Annotated in this window: 14 protein-coding genes; 11 read left to right on the top strand and 3 right to left on the bottom strand. The window is 45.1% G+C overall.

Annotated elements, in window-relative coordinates:
* Nucleotides 1–379 precede the first annotated feature (379 nt).
* The 3 genes from RH46_RS05275 to RH46_RS05265 form a co-directional block, all read right to left on the bottom strand.
* Nucleotides 380–967 (bottom strand): aminodeoxychorismate/anthranilate synthase component II, encoded by a 588-nt coding sequence (locus RH46_RS05275; RefSeq protein WP_006878364.1) that lies wholly within the window; start codon nt 965–967, stop codon nt 380–382.
* Between the two features lie 135 nt (nt 968–1102).
* Nucleotides 1103–3700, bottom strand: coding sequence for an ExeM/NucH family extracellular endonuclease (locus RH46_RS05270; protein ID WP_040895268.1), 2598 nt, complete (start codon nt 3698–3700; stop codon nt 1103–1105).
* A 348-nt stretch (nt 3701–4048) separates the two neighbouring features.
* Nucleotides 4049–4564 (bottom strand): FxsA family protein, encoded by a 516-nt coding sequence (locus RH46_RS05265; RefSeq protein ID WP_006878362.1) that lies wholly within the window; start codon nt 4562–4564, stop codon nt 4049–4051.
* Nucleotides 4565–4892: 328 nt separating this feature from the next.
* Between RH46_RS05265 and aspA the strand changes: the two genes are divergently transcribed.
* The 11 genes from aspA (at nt 4893) to RH46_RS05205 (ending at nt 19405) form a co-directional block, all read left to right on the top strand.
* Nucleotides 4893–6344 (top strand): aspartate ammonia-lyase, encoded by a 1452-nt coding sequence (gene aspA / locus RH46_RS05260; protein ID WP_006878361.1) that lies wholly within the window; start codon nt 4893–4895, stop codon nt 6342–6344.
* 155 nt (nt 6345–6499) lie between these two features.
* Nucleotides 6500–7807 carry an anaerobic C4-dicarboxylate transporter gene (locus RH46_RS05255; RefSeq protein WP_006878360.1) on the top strand — a complete coding sequence of 436 codons (1308 nt, stop codon included), beginning with the start codon at nt 6500–6502 and terminating at the stop codon, nt 7805–7807.
* A 482-nt stretch (nt 7808–8289) separates the two neighbouring features.
* On the top strand, nt 8290–9738 hold the full coding sequence (locus tag RH46_RS05250; RefSeq protein ID WP_006878359.1) for a YfcC family protein: 1449 nt from the start codon (nt 8290–8292) through the stop codon (nt 9736–9738).
* Between the two features lie 795 nt (nt 9739–10533).
* Nucleotides 10534–11757 (top strand): arginine deiminase, encoded by a 1224-nt coding sequence (gene arcA / locus RH46_RS05245; protein WP_006878358.1) that lies wholly within the window; start codon nt 10534–10536, stop codon nt 11755–11757.
* A 58-nt stretch (nt 11758–11815) separates the two neighbouring features.
* Nucleotides 11816–12727 (top strand): carbamate kinase, encoded by a 912-nt coding sequence (gene arcC, locus RH46_RS05240; RefSeq protein WP_006878357.1) that lies wholly within the window; start codon nt 11816–11818, stop codon nt 12725–12727.
* Between the two features lie 167 nt (nt 12728–12894).
* Nucleotides 12895–13905, top strand: a complete 1011-nt coding sequence (locus RH46_RS05235; protein ID WP_006878356.1) for an ornithine carbamoyltransferase — start codon at nt 12895–12897, stop codon at nt 13903–13905.
* A 511-nt stretch (nt 13906–14416) separates the two neighbouring features.
* Complete coding sequence (gene pyrB, locus RH46_RS05225; protein WP_006878353.1) at nt 14417–15346, top strand: aspartate carbamoyltransferase; 930 nt, start codon at nt 14417–14419, stop codon at nt 15344–15346.
* A 17-nt stretch (nt 15347–15363) separates the two neighbouring features.
* Nucleotides 15364–15828: an aspartate carbamoyltransferase regulatory subunit gene (gene pyrI / locus RH46_RS05220; RefSeq protein ID WP_006878352.1), complete on the top strand. Its 465-nt coding sequence runs from the start codon at nt 15364–15366 to the stop codon at nt 15826–15828.
* A gap of 304 nt (nt 15829–16132) precedes the next feature.
* Nucleotides 16133–16621: an arginine repressor gene (locus RH46_RS05215; protein ID WP_006878351.1), complete on the top strand. Its 489-nt coding sequence runs from the start codon at nt 16133–16135 to the stop codon at nt 16619–16621.
* Nucleotides 16622–16775: 154 nt separating this feature from the next.
* Nucleotides 16776–18578 carry a protein-disulfide reductase DsbD gene (locus tag RH46_RS05210; protein ID WP_006878350.1) on the top strand — a complete coding sequence of 601 codons (1803 nt, stop codon included), beginning with the start codon at nt 16776–16778 and terminating at the stop codon, nt 18576–18578.
* A 191-nt stretch (nt 18579–18769) separates the two neighbouring features.
* Nucleotides 18770–19405 (top strand): response regulator transcription factor, encoded by a 636-nt coding sequence (locus tag RH46_RS05205; protein WP_006878349.1) that lies wholly within the window; start codon nt 18770–18772, stop codon nt 19403–19405.
* Nucleotides 19406–19488: the final 83 nt, after the last annotated feature.

The following is a 19488-nucleotide window of genomic DNA, read 5'->3' as shown; positions in this document are numbered from 1 at the left end:
GCATGCATAGCGAATATGGTGTCCTTACTTTCAATCAATGAAATAAGATATTGTTTTGCCATTAAGCAATCACGGCATTGTATTTACATTTAATTAACCATTTCAATAGTGATTTATTCTTTTTAGCGCCCATTACGGAGTCCAATACTCACTACCTCTGAGTATTTATGCATCACGCCACTACTTTTATGAAGCAATATATTCTTATAGCTAAGATAAGCTATGGTTAATCATAGTCTGGATAAGGGCTCTAGCGTAGGTACGACAGACGTCGCGCATACTTTTTCACAAAATATCCGCCGCCAGAATTATGAAAGAAATGTTAAGAAAAGTGATCTAAGTCCACTTTAACGAGGACGATAGGAGGAAAAGAGCCCGTTTAAATTGGTCGACGAGCGAGAAAGTTAGCCAGAATCTGGTGTCCTTGCTCTGTTTTAATCGATTCAGGGTGAAACTGTACCGCATCAATTGGCAAGGTTTTATGTTGGTAGCCCATGATCTCATCCATCGAGCCATCTTCCAGCTCTGTCCATGCTGTCAGTTCAAAACAGTCAGGCAAAGTCCCGTTTTTAACAACCAGTGAGTGATAGCGGGTTACCGTCAACGGATTATTCAGGCCAGAGAAAACACTGTGATCATTATGACGGATTGGTGATGTTTTTCCGTGCATTACCTGACGGGCACGCACAACCTCACCACCAAACACCTGAGCGATCGCCTGGTGACCTAAGCAGACACCTAAAATCGGTAGCTTATCGGCAAAATACTCGATGGCTTGCAGCGACACACCAGCCTCGTTCGGGGTACATGGGCCCGGTGAGATAACCAAGTGAGTCGGAGCCAACGCTTCTATCTCCTCGACTGTGATTTCATCATTACGCACCACTTTCACCTCTGCACCCAGCTCACAGAAGTACTGGTAAAGGTTGTAAGTAAAAGAGTCGTAGTTATCGATGATCAGCAGCATGACTTCAGGACTAGCGTTGATAAATTTCTTGGTTAAGGGCGGGTATTGTGCAATATGAGCAAAGAAAGGCAAGCGGAAACGATAAAATAAGGCCAGCTTTCACTGGCCTTAATCATTTACAGTATCAATTTAGATCTACTTACGACGACGCCATAGAGCCAGACCAAACAGTGACATCATGGCACCAAAGCCAAATGAACCTGCCATGTTTAGTTCCAGAACCGCTGGATCGTGGTCAGAAGAACGGAAGTGGTCGTTGTACTTAGGTAGGTCACCCTTGTACTCTTCGTTGTAGTCAAACAGCTTCGACTCACCACCATTGATATGCCAGTCAGTTGCATCAACAAAGTGCTTCTCTAGGCTTGGGCTCATTAGCAGGTGATCGAGAGCGCCCACTTCATCATTGTATGAGTAGCTCCAGCTGTTTGGATGCGCTTTCGCTACTGCATTGATGTAGCCGTAGCTGTCTGTGATTACCGCACCTTCGTCACCGAACTGAACCTGACCATCGATGTAGGTATTACGTGCAGCTTTGATCGTCTTACCGTATTTCTCTTCACTGTAATCTGTCAGCACTAGCAGTGGATCTTCCATACCATAAGCGTTCAAATCACCAAGAATCACTTTGTGACCGTCGATTTCATTCAGAGCATCGCCCAGAGCAACCGCTGCTGCCACACGGAAGTTCTCACAAGAACCCTGCTTATCGAGATCCTGACCACCTTGACCACCCTGCTCTACAGGTGCTGCATCTTCCCAACACTTAGAACCTTTCGATTTAAGGTGGTTGATTGCCACAGTGATCTTCTCTTTAGTACCTTTAACTTTAAAGGTTGGCGCTAGTGAGTCACGTTGGTAGTTCTTACCATCTTCAATCACTTTACCGTTGTCATCCAATACTTCAGGAGCTTGCTGACTTGGCATAGGGATAACGCGAGACTCTTTTAGCTTAACTACTTTCGGACGGTAAATTACGCCTGTTGTAATGACGTCAGTACCGATGTAGTCGTTCTCGTCTGTCACTTTGTCGCCATTAGAGTCGATCGCAACGATATCGTAACGGTCTTTCTTCTTCTCAATACGCGAGTTTAGTTGGTCAACCAGCTGACGAATTGCACCACTATCACCAAAGCCGTTGTTTTCAATTTCCATCAGGCCAATGATGTCAGCATCCAGACGTAGAATTGCGTTAACGATCTTCGCTTGCTGTACTTCAAACTCTTCGTAACTATTCGCACCACGGTTATCACCATGCGGATTCGCATCGCCACCAAATGGCGAGTTGAAGTAGTTCAATACATTAAATGTAGCGATACGTAAGTCACCCTCTTTCATCTCGATATCATCAGTACGAGGGTCGTTACGAATAAAGTTTTCGCTGGTTAGGGTATTGGTTGGAATCAGACGGTAGTCACCGTAGCTGTAGGTAATTACACCCTCAAGACCAACAATCGTATCGTCGATACGGATGTAATCTTCTGTCGAACCATCTTGATCTACATCTGTACGACCAAAGTCTGGGTAGTACGGGACTTCACCGTTCGCTGCTTTCGCATCTGACTCTACGTACAGGCGACGCTCTGCGTTTTCGATACTTTGCTGTTTAGCTTCTTCAGAACCTGCTGCGAAGTTCTGGTTTGGCTGCATGCTGATACGGCCCTGAGCAAGTACCATGTTGTTTCGGCGAGCGGCGTAATCATAGCCGAACGTACGAGTTACACGCATATCCAATGCTTCAGTCGTTCTAACTAACATGCCTTCGTAACGCTCTAGAGTGCGGTCAAAGTTTGCGTCAGTCGATAAAATTTCGATATCAGTTGCACTTGGTGCTGCTTGCTCACCCTGCTTCACCCAGTTGTTGTTTTCAGCTTTTAGCTGCGTATGGTTGTAGTACTCTTGTACCTTACCTTTGACACAAACAACATCGCCAGCCTTCAGGTCAGAACTAGACTGGTTAGTGTGTACAAACAGACCTTCTGATGTTTCCGGGTTGTAGTCGTCCGTTAGCGCTTGTAGGTAGAAGCCTTTTGTCAGACCTGTTGTTACTGCACTTACAACACCTTTAACAAAGAACTCTTCGTCAGTGATGTATGGGTAACCGTTAATAAATGGAGAGGTATCACCTTCACCTTGAATCTCCTGAATAGAAGTAAAGGTTGGCTGCGCTCCATCCTGAGTACAGGCAAACGGCTCAGGTGCTGTACCACCATCCAGAACGCCAAGGCCTTCAATACTGTCTTTCGGTAGTGATGACCATTGAGAAGCGTCATAAGTAGAAGATGGCGTCATCGCATCCGAATTACGAACTAATGTTACGTCTTTAGCAAAATCAACGTCATTCATTACACCCAGAACATCGTGTTCAACGCCGTCTTTTAGCAATGCAACAGGATCATCACCGTTAAAGGTAAGTACAGAACCGTTTAAGATATCAGCGATATCTTTAATATCTTGACTAGCTTGAGAGTTCGCTACGACCAGCACACTTTCAGCTGCTAGTACCTGACCACTAAGAGATAGATGGCTATTCCAGTCGCCTTTACCATTCGTCTTTTTCGCCAGCTCGTAGCCATCTAGAGAAACGGCGCTATCACCAGTGTTAGCAATTTCAATCGCCTTGTTGTTGCTACCACCTTCTACATACTGAGAAATAATTACGTCTGCCATTGCTGGAGACGAGAGAGCACCTGCTACCACTGCTGCGAGTAGCGTTGGAGTAAATTTTTGTTTCATGTTATCCACCATGCATCGCTTCCAATGTCGAACAACAACTAGAAAGCGTGTTCCAAATCACTATTTGTGTGATTACTTATTAATAAATCATGTCCAGTGTTGACGTTTTTTATGAAACAAAAAATTACATTCAGTGACAGTGAGATTTCGATCTCATACACATGATGAATAATTGAAGCACTATCAAATTTTCAACAAAACGGGATAACAGAAGTTTCATTTTTGAGACTAGAAGGCTGAATTACTTAAGCTTTTGCTAATTAATAGCATATTTACTCTAATTTATGTCACTGGTAGCAGGCATAAAAAAAGGCGCTATTTCAGCGCCTTTATTAACATTCATCCCGACTATTTCAGTCTGTTGTGCTCATCGTCGTCTTTACGTTCATACTCACCCTCAAACGTCGAGCCCTGCTTCGGGTCATCATAGTGAGAACGACCATGGTCAAATGGGTTATGGCCAAACTGGTCGCCATGGAAGCTGCCGTGGAATCCACCACCTACAGACTTGACTACCATTTTGCTCATTAGGTACTTGGCGATAACCGCTCTAGGTGCTGGTAGCAGAACCAGCATACCCAACGCATCTGTCATAAAGCCTGGAGTTAGCAACAGCACACCTGCTACAGCCAACATCACACCTTCGAAGATTTGCTGAGCTGGTAATTCACCCTGCTGAAGGCGCCCTTGTACAGACATTAATGTCTGAATTCCCTGACTACGTACCAAAGAAGCACCGACAAAAGCGGTGATTAACACTAATGCGATTGTTGGCCACAAACCCAGATAGCCACCAACCTGAATAAACAGGCCTATTTCAATAATAGGAACGAAGATAAACAGCAATAATAAGATAGGAAACACGAGCCCTCCTTTGTTGGCTTCAGTGTACGTGCTCTGCTGAACGAGCTCAAATCAAAGCAGTAAAAAAACGTGACAAGGATGTGATAAAACACTCAATAAACCCCTACTACTAAAGGGTTATTAATACCCTGTTCATATCTTGCAAAACTTTAACTAAACAAAAGCAAAAAAGGTGATCAAGTTACTATTTTTAAATGCTAGGTACAGTATTATGTGCCACATAAGTCAGGACGGATTATACAGCCAAAAATTCTGCCGAATGGATTCCTTAACTACAGAATGGCTAGAATTAAACTTCATTATCAGAATAAATCTCTAAGGATCCTGTATGGCTACCCTAACTGATGCCCCTCAAAAGGCTAATCCAGCTACTCGTATCGAAGAAGACCTACTAGGTGAACGTCACGTACCTGCTGACGCTTACTACGGTATCCACACTCTTCGCGCAATCGAAAACTTCAACATTTCTAATACTACGATCTCAGATGTACCTGAATTTGTTCGCGGTATGGTCATGACGAAGAAAGCTGCAGCGCTTGCTAACAAAGAGCTTGGCGCAATTCCTAAAGACGTTGCTAACTACATTCTAGAAGCGTGTGATTTGATCCTTGAAACAGGTAAGTGCATGGATCAGTTCCCTTCAGACGTATTCCAGGGCGGTGCAGGCACGTCAGTGAACATGAACACTAACGAAGTTATCGCTAACGTTGCACTTGAACTTATGGGCAAGGAAAAAGGCCAATATGAGTTCATCAACCCTAACGATCACGTGAACAAGAGTCAGTCGACTAACTGTGCGTACCCAACAGGTTTCCGTATTGCGGTATACAACAGTGTTCATCAACTGATGGAAGCGATCGAGTACCTAAAAGGTGCATTCGAGCTAAAAGCACAAGAATTCAAAGACGTATTGAAGATGGGTCGTACTCAGCTTCAGGACGCAGTTCCTATGACCGTAGGTCAAGAGTTCCACGCATGGGCAGTGACGCTAAACGAAGAAATTCGTGCGCTAGACTACACCTCTAAACTACTACTAGAGATCAACCTTGGTGCAACGGCTATCGGTACTGGTCTGAATGCTCCTACAGGTTACCAGGCTCTGGCAGTTAAACACCTGGCTGAAGTAACTGGTCTGGAAGTAGTTCCTGCTGAAGACCTAATCGAAGCGACTTCAGACTGTGGTGCTTACGTAATGACCCACGGTGCGCTTAAGCGTTTAGCTGTGAAGCTATCGAAGATCTGTAACGACCTGCGTCTACTTTCTTCTGGCCCACGCGCTGGTCTAAACGAGCTGAACCTTCCAGAAATGCAAGCAGGCTCTTCTATCATGCCTGCTAAGGTAAACCCTGTAATCCCTGAAGTAGTAAACCAAGTTTGCTTTAAAGTTCTGGGTAACGACAACACGGTTTCTTTCGCGGCAGAAGGCGGTCAGCTACAGCTAAACGTTATGGAACCAGTAATCGCACAGAGCGTGTTTGAGTCAATTTCTCTGCTTCACAACGCATGTGTCAACCTACGCGATAAGTGTATTGATGGCATCACGGTGAACAAAGAAGTTTGTGAGAACTACGTTTACAACTCAATCGGTATCGTTACTTACCTAAACCCATACATCGGTCACCATGAAGGCGATATCGTCGGTAAGATCTGTGCAGAAACAGGTAAGAGTGTTCGTGAGGTTGTCCTGGAACGTGGTCTGCTAACTGAAGAAGAGTTAGACGATATTCTTTCTGTTGAAAACTTTATGCACCCAACGTATAAAGCGAAACGCTACGAGTAATCGCAGCGAAAAAGGGCTCCCAAGGAGCCCTTTTTTAGGCTCTCATACGGTTAACCATACTTTAAGCAAGGTTTTTTCAATTCCTATTATCTAACCACTTAGACACTGAGTCGTTAGATAATCAGAATTATCATTTACATTTATGAGGTATCAATATGGTGGCAGTCGAACTATTTGTCGTCCTGCTCTTTATCTATTTAGGGGCAAGAATCGGCGGTATCGGAATTGGTTTAGCAGGTGGTGCGGGCGTGATCGCGCTGTCTCTGGTTCTTGGCGTACCTACTAGCCAAGCCTTTATCCCGGTCGACGTTATTCTCATCATCATGTCTGTAATCACAGCTATCGCAGCAATGCAGGTTGCCGGTGGTATGGACTGGCTAGTGCAAGTGGCAGAAAACTTTTTGCGTAAACACCCTGAGCGCATCACCTTTTATGCGCCAATTGTAACTTTCGTCATGACGCTAATGGCAGGTACAGGACATACTGCGTTCTCAACACTGCCTGTCATTGCTGAAGTCGCTAAAGGTCAGGGCGTTCGTCCTTCTCGTCCACTATCGATTGCTGTTGTTGCTTCTCAGATCGCGATCACTGCATCGCCAATTTCTGCTGCAGTCGTTGCTTTCGCAGCAATGCTGGCGCCAATGGGCGTTGACTACCTGACACTGTTAGCGGTATGTATTCCAACGACATTTATTGCCTGTATGATTGGTGCTTTTGTGGCTAACTTCATGGGAAGTGAGCTTAAAGATGATCCTATCTATCAGGAACGTCTTGAAAAAGGTCTGATTAAGCTAGCGACAGAAACTAAACGCGAAATCCTGCCAACAGCTAAGACGGCGACTTACATCTTCCTTGCTGCAATCGGCTTTGTTGTCTGCTACGCAGCCGCTATCTCAGGTTCAGTAGGCCTAATCAAAGATCCAGCCCTTGGCCGTAACGAAGCGATCATGACTGTGATGCTTGCCGCTGCTGCTGCAATCGTACTGATCACTAAGATTGATGCCTCTAAAATCCCATCGGCTGCAACATTCCGCTCTGGTATGACAGCTTGTGTGTGTGTTCTTGGTGTAGCATGGCTTGGTTCTACATTTGTAAACGCACACGTTGATGGCATCAAAGAAGTGGCTGGTGAGCTTCTGGCTGACTACCCTTGGATGCTAGCAATGGTACTGTTCTTTGCTTCAATGCTGCTGTACTCACAAGGTGCAACTACCGTAGCTCTAATGCCTGCGGCACTGGCTATTGGTGTTGCTCCACTAACGGCAGTGGCTTCGTTTGCTGCAGTAAGTGCATTGTTCGTTCTGCCTACTTACCCTACTCTGCTTGCAGCTGTAGAGATGGACGATACGGGCTCAACGCGCATTGGTAAGTATGTGTTTAACCACCCGTTCTTCATCCCTGGTGTGGTCACTATTGCTTCAGCGGTTGCACTTGGCTTTACGTTTGGCGGTTTATTCATCTAATAAATACCCATGTTAGAAAGGGAGCTTCGGCTCCCTTTTTTATTTTGTTTAGTGTAAAAAATTCAGATCACATTTTATTTTTGACTTTAATCAATAAAGTGTTCGAAAACTCTTTATGCATTTTAATCCCAACGTTTGAATAAAATTCCCGTCAAATCAAAAACAGCCAATAAGTGCTTGTTCCACCCTAGTTCCAGTCAAGCACATAAGAATATTAATCCGCCTATTTCAAACAAATAACCCGAGTAAAATCTAGCTCTAAATCCAAGCTGCTTTTATCTGAATGTTTTTGTGAAGATCACCAAGGTTAATTCCACGTTATTGCTTATAAAATAATGCCAAAGGGCAGTAAATATAACGTCCTAATCATTAAGTCGAATACCAATAACTTACCCTACCAATAAGTTATTTAATTATTAATAACAATTAGTCGCTGATTCACTTTTATTTATTGGTATATAAATAAAAGTAAGGAGATAGCCATGACAACCCAAACTGTACCGACTGAAGAAAAAAAAGGCGGCTTCTTTGCCAACTTTAAATTCCCTTCTGCATACACCATTCTTTTTGTCTTAATCGCGCTGGTCGCTATGCTGACCTGGATCGTTCCAGCAGGCCAATACGACCGAGCAATGAACGAAGATCTGGGTCGTGAAGTCCCAGTAACAGGCACCTATCAGGCGGTTGAAGGAAACCCTCAAGGTGTTATCGATGTACTGCTTGCACCTATCGATGGTTTCTACGACCACAACAGCTACGAAGCAGCGGCTATCGACGTTTCGCTGTTTATTCTAATCATCGGTGGTTTCCTGGGTCTTGTAACTAAGACGGGCGCGATTGATGCAGGTATCGAGCGTGTTACTCATCGTCTACAAGGGCGAGAAGAGATGATGATACCTATCCTGATGGCGCTGTTCGCTGCAGGTGGTACTGTCTACGGCATGGCTGAGGAATCACTACCGTTTTACACCCTACTTGTTCCTGTCATGATGGCTGCACGTTTTGACCCTCTGGTTGCAGCAGCGACAGTACTGCTAGGTGCAGGTATCGGTGTACTAGGCTCTACAATCAACCCGTTTGCGACCGTTATCGCAGCAAACGCTTCAGGTATTCCTTTCACTGACGGCATCATGCTACGTGCCTTTATGCTGGTTGTTGGCTACGGTATCTGTGTTGCTTACGTGATGCGCTATGCTCGCATGGTTCGTGAAGATCAGACTAAGTCTATCGTTTACGACAAATACGAAGAGAACAAAGCACACTTCCTTGGCAACCAATCAGACGAAGGTCTGGAGTTCACAACAACTCGTAAGGTGATTCTGACTATCTTCGGTGGTTCATTCGGTGTGATGATCTACGGCGTATCAGTTGCCGGTTGGTGGATGGCAGAAATCTCTGCAATGTTCCTTGCTGCTACAATCCTGGTAGGCTTGGTGGCTCGTATGAGCGAAGAGGACTTCACTAACAGCTTTATTGATGGTGCTCGTGACCTACTCGGTGTTGCTCTAATCATAGGTATTGCCCGCGGTATCGTGGTAGTAATGGACCGAGGTATGATTACCGATACTATCCTGTTCTCTGCAGAGCAGATGGTAACTGGCCTATCATCAGTCGTCTTCATTAACGTGATGTTCTTCCTCGAAATCCTACTGTCATTCCTTGTACCTTCTACTTCTGGTCTGGCGGTACTAACAATGCCAATTATGGCGCCACTAGCAGACTTTGCTGGCGTTGGTCGAGACCTGGTTATCACTGCATACCAATCAGCATCAGGCTTGGTTAACCTTATTACCCCGACCTCTGCTGTCGTTATGGGTGGCTTAGCTATCGCTCGTGTTCCATATGTTCGTTGGGTTAAATGGGTTGCTCCACTACTCGCTATCCTAACGCTGTTCTGCATCGTAGTTCTAAGTGTCGGTGCTCTAATCTAATAGGATTCTTTCCTAACTCTGGCTCACAAGGTAGTGAGCCCACCAAAGCCGCCTTCGGGCGGTTTTTCTGGTTTTAAGAGGCGAGAATATTGTCTCTTCGCAGGGGCAAGCTCTGTCAACGTCTTTAACACTAAAGGTTCTATCAATTCACTACCCACCCCACCTCTCGAAGGACGTAGCCCGTTCTAAATTCTCGCAGGACGAAGTCCGTTCTCAACTCTCGAAGCGTAGCGTTCTAGCTCTCCATCGGGCGCAGTCCGCTCAGCTTTCTTGTAATTAAAAAATCTATCAAACTTAATAAATTATATTTATCCGCTTTATCAAAGCCACCAAATAATAAATCAAACCTTAATGTGATCGAGGTTACATTTATCATCAAATATTTTGTTATAAAACGATTAATTCACTCCCTAAAATCACTTATCTAGGAAGATTTAGTGCATATTTCAAACTTATTCAGATAATACTCAACATATTTTTAATGCATATTCTTCCTAATAATTAATGTTTATCTAGCATCTTGAATAATTCACTGCATAAAGTTCCGTACCAAACGGCTTTTTAGGGGTGTTACAGCTCAATAACAACTGCATAGATATTGTTAAAAGCCTTATATAACAAGGGTTGGAGCATAAAAAACGTTCTGTGATTGACCTCTAAGAAACCTGTGCCAACAGGCGTAATATGAATTCCAGAAACAAAATAAGTGAATAAATAAATTCACACCTTTATTCCCTACAAATTAATTATTAGTTTTTAAATAAAGACTAATTATAAAATAAGAGAGATACGATCATGAGTAAGTTATACGTAGGTTCTGAAATCGGTCAATTACGTCGCGTTCTTGTTCATCGCCCAAGACGAGCTCTAACTCACCTGACGCCTTCTAACTGTCACGACCTGCTATTCGATGACGTATTGGCAGTTGAACGTGCTGGTAAAGAGCACGACGTATTCACTCAAACTTTACGTGACCAGGGTGTTGAAGTTCTTCTTCTTACCGATCTGTTGGCTGACACATTAGCGGTTCCAGAAGCAAAAGACTGGCTACTAAACCGTCAGGTTTCTGATTACCGTCTAGGTAAAACATTCGCTAACGACGTTCGCTGCTACCTTGGTGACCTACCAAACCTAGAACTGGCTAAGATCTTAACTGGTGGTCTTTCTTACGCAGAAATGCCAATGAAATCTTCTTCAATGATGCAAGGCTTACACGCTCCAACGGATTTCATCATTGAACCACTACCAAACCACCTATTCACTCGCGATACCTCTTGCTGGGTTTACGGCGGTGTGTCTATCAACCCTATGGCGAAACCGGCTCGTCAACGTGAAACCAACCATGTTCGTGCTATCTACCGCTGGCACCCAACATTCGCTGGTCAGGACTTCATTAAGTACTTCGGTGACGACGAGAACATCAACTACGACAACTCAACAATCGAAGGCGGCGACGTATTGGTTATCGGCCGTGGCACAGTTCTTATCGGTATGTCTGAACGTACAACAGCGCAGGGTGTTGAACACTTAGCATCTGGCCTGTTCAAACACGGTCAAGCGAAGCAAATCATTGCAATGGAGCTACCTAAACACCGCTCTTGCATGCACCTAGATACAGTAATGACGCACATGAACGAAGACACCTTCTCTGTTTACCCAGAAGTTGTGCGTAAAGATGTTAAGTGCTGGAGCCTAACTGGCGATGAGTCTGGTGCCGTAAACGTGAAAGAGGAAGGCTACTTCGTTACTGCTATCGAGAAAGCACTTGGCGTAGACAAGCTAAACCTAATCACAACAGGTGGCGACAACTTCCACGCAGAGCGTGAACAGTGGAACGATGCGAACAACGTTCTAACCGTGAAACCTGGCGTAGTTATCGGCTACGAAGGCAACACTTACACCAACGAGAAATACGACAAAGCAGGCATCACTGTTCTACCTATCCCAGGTGATGAGCTAGGTCGTGGCCGTGGCGGTGCTCGCTGCATGAGCTGCCCAATCGAGCGTGATGGTATCTAAGTAAATAACGTGTCGGCAGGAGCCCAATCGCTCCTGCCCCTGCAGAGAGATTAAAGCAATGACTAAACAAACAGTAGTTGTAGCACTAGGCGGCAACGCCCTACTTCGTCGCGGTGAGCCGTTAGAAGCAGAAGTTCAGCGCCAGAACATTGAAATCGCGGTTAAGACCATTTCTCAGATTGCTCAAGAGTACAACGTAGTACTTGTGCATGGTAATGGCCCACAAGTTGGTTTACTGGCTCTACAAGGTCTGGAATACAAAAAGGTTTCTCCTTACCCACTTGATGTATTAGGCAGTGAGACTCAAGGCATGATCGGCTACATGCTGATGCAAGAGTTCAAAAACCAGATGCCAAACATCAACGCAACTTGCATGTTAACGCAAATGACGGTTGACCCGAATGACCCGGCATTTGCAGACCCGACTAAGCCTATCGGTCCTATTTACGAAGAAGCTGAAGCACGTGAACTGGCTGAGAAGTACCGCTGGACAATCAAACCTGATGGCCAACACTTCCGTCGCGTAGTTCCTAGCCCTCAGCCTACTGGCATCATCGAACACGAAGCGATCACTAAGCTTATCGACGAAGGCCATCTGGTTATCTGTACTGGCGGCGGTGGTATTCCGGTTAAGCGTGAAAACGGCAAGCTGGTTGGTGTTGAAGCGGTAATCGATAAAGACATGTCTGCTGCATTCCTGGCTAAACAGCTAGATGCAGATGCACTGCTTATCCTGACTGACGCTGATGCTGTTTACCTTGATTGGGGCAAACCAACTCAACATGCATTACGCAGCACTAACCCGAGCGAACTGGCTAAATATCAATTTGATGCTGGCTCTATGGGTCCAAAAATCGAAGCGTCATGTGAGTTCATCAAACAAGGCGGAAAAGTGGTTGGTATCGGCTCTCTAGAAGATGGCCTACGCATCCTACAAGGTACTGCGGGCACCAATATCACTAAAGGTTAATTACTGTCGGAAGTTTGGAAAGATCAGAAGCCTTATATCTCGTTGAATTAAAGAGGCTTCTGCTCCTCCAGCGGCGACAAAACTAAAACGAACAATCAATTTATTACTGCGCTTTCTACCCCTTACCCTGCAACCAGAAAGCGCCCACTAATAAGAAGGAAAACATCATGGCTTTCAACCTACGCAACCGTAACTTCCTAAAACTATTAGACTTTACTCCACGTGAAATCCAACACCTACTGGACCTTTCTGCGGAGCTTAAAAAAGCGAAATACAACGGCTATGAGCAACCTCGCCTAAAAGGCAAAAATATTGCTCTAATCTTCGAGAAAACGTCTACTCGTACTCGTTGTGCATTTGAAGTTGCAGCATTTGACCAAGGCGCTCAAGTTTCTTACTTAGGCCCATCTGGTTCTCAAATCGGTCATAAAGAATCTATGAAAGATACTGCTCGCGTTCTTGGCCGCATGTATGACGGCATTGAGTACCGCGGCTTTGGTCAAGAAATCGTTGAAGAGCTAGGCGCTTACGCTGGTGTACCGGTATGGAACGGTCTGACTGACGAATTCCACCCAACTCAAATTCTGGCAGACTTCCTGACTATGATGGAACACGGTCGCGGCAAGCAACTACACGAAATGAAGTTTGCTTACCTTGGTGATGCACGCAACAACATGGGTAACTCACTAATGGTTGGCGCAGCTAAAATGGGCATGGACATCCGCCTGGTCGCTCCAAAAGCATTCTGGCCAGAAGAAGAACTCGTTGCTCAATGTCGCGAGATCGCTGAAGAAACTGGCGCGAAAATCACTATGACTGAAGACGTTCAAGAAGGCGTACAAGGTTGTGACTACCTATACACTGACGTTTGGGTATCTATGGGTGAAGCTAAAGAAGCATGGGCTGAACGTATCAACCTAATGATGCCTTACCAGGTCAATATGGAGATGCTAAAAGCAACAGGTAACCCACATGTGAAATTCATGCACTGTCTGCCAGCATTCCACGGTGAAGATACCACAGTAGGTAAACAGCTTGCAGCGGAATACCCTCAGCTAAAAGACGGCGTAGAAGTTACTGACGAAGTGGTTGAGTCTAAACACTCTATCGTATTCGATGAAGCTGAAAACCGTATGCACACTATCAAGGCTGTAATGGTAGCGACACTAGGTGACTAATCACCATTGTTGCTGCTAATACTCAAAATAATTGCTGCTGTAGCGAAATAACCAGATAGACGTTAACGTCGCTACAGTTGCAAATGTGAAGAGTATTCTGCAGGGGAATGCGGGTGGCATTCGGGAAGGAGCCTGAAATCCCCCCCTGAATAAAGCCCGCATTTTTTTTCACACAGTTTGATACAAAATTGCCAACAAGGCGCCTTCAAGCAAGATCTCACAAAGGGTGAGAAAACATAGCGAAAATATGCGAACTTCGCATAAAAATCCAATTTCTGGATAGTTTTCGCAAACGCTTGCAAGGCGTTTTTTTGTACGTATAATCCTCCGCAATTTGTCTAAGGAGAACAAAAATGACTCGGCTAACATCCACCCAGCGCTGTTACAAAGCACGCCCAGAATCGGGGATGTTGTCTGTTTCTTTTTCTCCATTAATTCTATTTTGAAGCCTCCTATTTTTAGGGGGTCTTTTTTTTGTCTGTAATCCTGATTCGAGACGAGGAAAACTGCTATGGCGCATTCGTTATTTAACAAGCACATCATCTCCATCCCAGAACTCAGCCGCGAAGAGTTAGAGCTGATTGTCGATACTGCGACAAGACTGAAAGCTGAGCCTAACCCAGAGTTACTGAAGAACAAGGTTGTTGCTAGCTGCTTCTTTGAACCTTCAACCCGAACACGTCTTTCATTCGAAACAGCCGTGCAACGTTTAGGTGGCACAGTGATTGGCTTTGATAATGGTGGTAACACTTCACTGGCTAAAAAAGGCGAAACTCTGGCTGACTCAGTGCAGGTAATCTCGTCTTACGTTGATGCCTTTGTCATGCGTCACCCTCAAGAAGGTGCTGCGCGCCTCGCATCTGAATTCTCTAACGGTGTACCAATTGTCAATGGTGGTGACGGTGCTAACCAGCACCCGACTCAGACGCTGCTCGATCTGTTCTCGATTCATGAGACGCAGGGGACGTTAGATAATCTTAATGTGGCATTCGTTGGTGACCTTAAATATGGCCGCACTGTCCACTCTCTGACTCAAGCACTCGCCAAGTTCGATAACGTACGTTTCTTCTTCATTGCACCTGACGCGCTCGCAATGCCAGATTACATCTGTGAAGAACTCGAAGAAGCGGGAATTAAGTTCAGCACTCACACCAATATCGAAGAGGTTGTTCCAGAACTAGACGTCCTCTATATGACTCGCGTACAGAAAGAGCGTTTTGATGAGTCTGAATATGCTCATATTAAGTCAGCATTTATTCTGACGGCGGAAACACTCAAAGAAGCGCGTGATAACTTGAAGGTTCTGCACCCGCTTCCACGTGTGGATGAAATCACGACTGATGTAGATAAGACCAAACACGCTTACTACTTCGAGCAGGCAGAAAACGGTGTTTACGCTCGCGAAGCCCTATTAGCCCTAGTTCTTAACGAAAACATTTAATAAGCAGGAGAGACATCATGGTGAAAGAAACTCAACTTCAGGTAGAAGCGATTCGCAACGGCTCTGTTATTGACCATATTCCTGCGCATATCGGTATTAAGATCCTAAAGCTTTTCAAAATGCACAAAGCTAATCAGCGCATCACAATTGGTCTGAACCTACCTTCCTCGGCTCTCGGCTCAAAAGATCTGATCAAGATTGAGAACATCTATCTGACCAAAGAGCAGGCTAGCCAACTGGCACTGTACGCACCAAAAGCGACAGTGAATCAGATTGAAGAGTATAAGGTCGTTAGCAAGCTTAACCTTACCCTGCCAGAAAGCATTGAGAGTGTCTTCGAGTGTCCGAACAGCAACTGTATTTCACACGGTGAGCCAGTGGAAAGTCACTTTAAAGTGCAGCAAAAACAGGAAAGCGTACAGCTAAAATGTCACTACTGTGAAAAAGTATTCTCTCGCGAAATCATGACCGAAGCTCGCTAAATTAGTCACCTCGCACCCTATCGATTTTTCTCAAAATCATTGCTGGATATTTATTCCCTATGCGGAATAAATATCCACACTTCAACAGAATTTCACACAATAAAACAGCCAAAAGACCAGTTGTTTGTTTGGCGATCTCTTTCACAATGCCACACAAAATTTGGTGTTAATCTATTCCATAGACTAAAAATGAAATCACCAAAGAAGTGATTGCTCACGAATAGACAGCACTTATATGGAGTTATGTGCTGGTAGCCGCATGGACGAATCGTATCCCTACGTCATGTTTTTTTGAGGAGTTCCCATGAGTGAAACTCTAACCTCGGCCACAGTTGATTACAGCGAAGATAAGACTCTGACTGCCGCCTGTAAACGCCTTCTTCAGCAGCAGAGCTTTAGTACCCAAAATGAACTGCGAGAAGCATTAGTTAGAATTGGTTTTGAGGGTATCAGCCAGTCAACTGTGTCACGACTGCTTTCGCAATTAGGCGTCGTGAAAGTCCAGAACGCTTGCGGTAAAAAGGTTTACTGCATAACGGTAGAAACCGCACCAGTGCGTGTTGAATCGTCAATTTCTTCACAGATAGAGTTCATTACTCACAACCAATCTATGGTCGTGGTTAAGACCCACCCGGGGAGTGCACAACTTGTGGCTCGCCTAGTTGATATTGATCCGCACACCGAGATTCTCGGAACCGTAGGTGGCAATGATACTGTGCTGGTTATTCCTAAAGATACCGACCATATTGATGCCTGCGAGCAAGTTGTCCGCGCTCGTTTAGGCGTTTCATAAACCTCTTTCTTACCCCACACCCCGAACTATCTGCTTTGGGGTGTGGAGACTGGTTCAAGAATATCGGCAATAATTCCATCCAGTTGAAACTTATTCGCGCTTTCTCGTGTCTGATTGAGTTAAAATGAATCAAATTTAACTTTGTGGCTGTTTTATGCGCGTCGTCTTATCTCTTTTCGTCTTGTTGTTTTCTGTTATTTCAATGCCAGCGATGGCGTTGTTTGGTAATTCAAACTCTGCCCCAAGTTTTGGCCAGAACAACAATACTTTTGTCCCTGTCGACCAAGCCTTTCCTTTCAATTCTTATCAGCAGGGCGATCGCGTTTTCCTCGACTGGCAAGTCAAAGACGACTACTACCTGTACCAACATCGTATTTCAGTCAGTGGCGAAAATGTCACTCTGGGCGATATTGAGATGCGCGATGGTGAACCCCATAAAGATGAGTTCTTTGGCGAAGTAAATATCTATACCACTCCACTGTTTGTCGAAGTTCCGCTGGCCAATTACCAAAATGGCGCGCGCCTTATCGTTCAGTATCAGGGTTGTGCCAAAGCTGGGTTTTGTTATCCACCTGAAACCCGTGTTATTGACCTGACAAGTTTTGACTTCCAGGACAGTGCCGCAGTTATCCCGCAACAGACAGCAACCACCACACCAGTTGAGCAAGCGACCGCTTCAACAACGGCAGTCAAGCCAGTCTCTAGCGAATCAAACTTAGCAGCAAGCCTGAGCGACAACTGGTGGACACCTGTTCTCTTTCTAGCTTTGGGTGTTGGCTTAGCCTTCACCCCTTGTGTTCTGCCTATGTACCCGATTCTGACCAGTATCGTTTTAGGTAGTGGCAAACTTAGTCATAGTCGAGCACTTGGTCTGGCATTTATCTATGTTCAGGGCATGGCACTGACCTACACCCTACTCGGACTGGTCGTAGCCTCAGCAGGGATGCAGTTTCAGGCGGCAATGCAGCACCCTTATGTTTTAATTGGTCTGAGTGTCCTCTTCGTCGCTCTTGCACTTTCGATGTTCGGCTTATACAGCCTGCAGCTACCTAGCTCAGTTCAAACCTGGCTTAACAACCTTAGCAATAAACAACAAGGTGGCAGCTCGTTAGGCGTGTTTGCAATGGGCGCAATTTCTGGTCTGGTTTGCTCTCCATGTACCACGGCCCCGCTTTCAGGTGCCCTGTTGTATGTAGCGCAAAGTGGCGACTTAGTGACTGGCGGCGTTGCACTTTATGCGCTGGCACTCGGTATGGGTATTCCACTGATGTTAGTGGCGGTATTTGGCAACAAATTGCTGCCAAAAGCGGGCAACTGGATGGATCGTGTGAAGACCCTGTTTGGTTTTGTTTTACTTGCCGCACCTATCTTCCTGCTTGAACGAATCTTACCTGAAGTATGGGCTACGGGCTTATGGTCAGCACTTGGTCTGGCAGCATTTGGCTGGCTATACCACGTCAAGAACTCACTGCCTTTCGGCGGCTGGAAACAGAGTGTAGTTGGCATCGTTGCGGTACTCGGCTTATTCGCTTCAGCTCAGCCCGCGCTTAATTACTACTTCGGTAATAGTGCCAGTGAGCAGAAACAGAGTCAGATCGAATTTATCCGTATCGAGAATGTTACCCAACTGGAGCAACAACTCGCTCTGGCAAAACAAGCTGGCAAACCTGTAATGCTCGACTTCTATGCTGACTGGTGTGTGGCTTGTAAAGAGTTTGAGAAGTACACCTTCCACCAGCAGGACGTCGAATCACGACTGAAAAACTTTGTCCTGCTGCAGGCTGACGTAACACGTAATCAGCCTCAGGACATCGAGTTGCTAAAAGAGATGAACGTTTTAGGTCTGCCAACCATTGAGTTCTGGGATGCCAATGGAGAGTCTGTTTCAAACGCTCGCATCACCGGATTTATGGATGCAGAGACCTTTCTCAGCCATCTGAACAACCACCAGCTTTAAGCTCATCTTAGTGCCTCTGGTTTTACCAGGGGCATAGTTAAACGTGCCACTTAGCACTTCTTACATCGCATCTATATGCAATATCGCTAATAAAACCCGATACACTTCAGACTTTTAGCGCATAAATATTGTCCACACATGCAAAGATGTTAATAATTCTATTAACCAAACAGTCATAAGTAGTTAACGTCATGGATTCGACCTACACCATAATCATCGCTGATGATCACCCGCTGTTTCGCAATGCCCTGTTTCAATCTGTGCATATGGCGGTCAGTGGTGCGAATTTGCTTGAAGCAGATTCACTTGATGCTCTTCTTTCGTTACTGGCGAAAGGGGATGAGCCAGACTTACTACTTCTCGATCTAAAAATGCCCGGAGCTAACGGCATGTCTGGTCTGATCCAGCTGCGTGCAGAATACCCTGATTTACCAATTGTGGTTGTCTCAGCCAGTGAAGAACCTGCAGTCGTGACCCAAGTGAAGAGTCATGGTGCATTTGGTTTCATTCCTAAATCGAGCGACATGCGTGAATTGGTGAGCGCTTTAAACCAAGTGCTTAATGGCGAACCGTTCTTCCCAGAAGGCTCTATCACTAACAATGCTGCCTGTAATGATTTAGCTGAGAAAATTGCCACTTTGACACCTCAACAGTACAAGGTTCTTGGAATGTTATCTGATGGTTTGCTAAATAAGCAGATTGCTTATGAATTAAATGTTTCAGAAGCAACAATAAAAGCTCATATGACCGCGATCTTCAGAAAGTTAGGTGTAAAAAATAGAACTCAAGCAGTTATTTTGCTCCAACAGCTAGAATCAGAAGCTTAATTCACACTTACATAACACTAACGGCACCGATTTTTTGCTAAAATGCTTTTATCAGGCAACAATCTGATTTACCCCTCTGTTCA

Source organism: Vibrio brasiliensis LMG 20546, from assembly GCF_000189255.1.
In the GTDB taxonomy this organism is placed as follows: Bacteria; Pseudomonadota; Gammaproteobacteria; order Enterobacterales; family Vibrionaceae; genus Vibrio; species Vibrio brasiliensis.
This window is presented reverse-complemented; position numbering and strand designations above follow the sequence as displayed.

Bases quoted from the DNA above. Each gene is read 5' to 3' on its own strand.
- RH46_RS05275 (WP_006878364.1), bottom strand. From the start codon at position 967: ATGCTGCTGATCATCGATAACTACGACTCTTTTACTTACAACCTTTAC.
- RH46_RS05270 (WP_040895268.1), bottom strand. From the start codon at position 3,700: ATGAAACAAAAATTTACTCCAACGCTACTCGCAGCAGTGGTAGCAGGT.
- aspA (WP_006878361.1), top strand. From the start codon at position 4,893: ATGGCTACCCTAACTGATGCCCCTCAAAAGGCTAATCCAGCTACTCGT.
- RH46_RS05255 (WP_006878360.1), top strand. From the start codon at position 6,500: ATGGTGGCAGTCGAACTATTTGTCGTCCTGCTCTTTATCTATTTAGGG.
- RH46_RS05250 (WP_006878359.1), top strand. From the start codon at position 8,290: ATGACAACCCAAACTGTACCGACTGAAGAAAAAAAAGGCGGCTTCTTT.
- arcA (WP_006878358.1), top strand. From the start codon at position 10,534: ATGAGTAAGTTATACGTAGGTTCTGAAATCGGTCAATTACGTCGCGTT.
- arcC (WP_006878357.1), top strand. From the start codon at position 11,816: ATGACTAAACAAACAGTAGTTGTAGCACTAGGCGGCAACGCCCTACTT.
- RH46_RS05235 (WP_006878356.1), top strand. From the start codon at position 12,895: ATGGCTTTCAACCTACGCAACCGTAACTTCCTAAAACTATTAGACTTT.
- pyrB (WP_006878353.1), top strand. From the start codon at position 14,417: ATGGCGCATTCGTTATTTAACAAGCACATCATCTCCATCCCAGAACTC.
- pyrI (WP_006878352.1), top strand. From the start codon at position 15,364: ATGGTGAAAGAAACTCAACTTCAGGTAGAAGCGATTCGCAACGGCTCT.
- RH46_RS05215 (WP_006878351.1), top strand. From the start codon at position 16,133: ATGAGTGAAACTCTAACCTCGGCCACAGTTGATTACAGCGAAGATAAG.
- RH46_RS05210 (WP_006878350.1), top strand. From the start codon at position 16,776: ATGCGCGTCGTCTTATCTCTTTTCGTCTTGTTGTTTTCTGTTATTTCA.
- RH46_RS05205 (WP_006878349.1), top strand. From the start codon at position 18,770: ATGGATTCGACCTACACCATAATCATCGCTGATGATCACCCGCTGTTT.